Here is a 488-nt window from a genome sequence, read left to right on the forward strand (position 1 = left end):
CCTTCATATTTAGCTTTGATATCTTCTTTTGGAATATCTCCTAAATAGAAGCTTCGTGTCATATTTCCAACATATCTTTCTTGTCGGATATAACGTCCATCTTTGTCTTTTTCATCTTTATCCAAGCCTTTACTTGTTGATATTGTCAAATATCCATTTTCATAGTTGACATTGATATCTTCTTTCTTGAAGCCTGGTAAGTCAACATCTACTTCATAAGTCGTATCAGTTTCCCTGACATCTGTCTTCATCATATTTCTTGCATGTTTTCCATATAATGGATTTTTCTTTCCAAAGAAATCTTCATCGAAATCATTAAAGAAATCATCAAATAAGTTTTCTGTAAATAAGCTAGGCATCATCATAAGTCATTTCCCCTTTCAATATAAATGCTTAGTCATTAGCATCGTTACTTCAAGCGGTGTTAACTCTTGAAACTAGGTTCTTTATTAATACCTTTCCTAATTTCTAAATACATTATAGTTCTT

At 31.1% G+C, this 488-nt stretch carries 1 protein-coding gene; it reads right to left on the minus strand.

Going from position 1 to position 488, the window contains the following annotated elements:
* Nucleotides 1-365 (minus strand): Hsp20/alpha crystallin family protein (locus tag HUU89_RS14500; RefSeq protein ID WP_175302135.1); only part of this gene is annotated, 365 nt, incomplete at its 3' end.
* Between the last annotated feature and the right edge of the window lie 123 nt (nucleotides 366-488).

This window comes from Faecalibacillus sp. H12 (genome assembly GCF_013361255.1).
Lineage (GTDB): Bacteria > Bacillota_I > Bacilli_A > Erysipelotrichales > Coprobacillaceae > Faecalibacillus > Faecalibacillus intestinalis.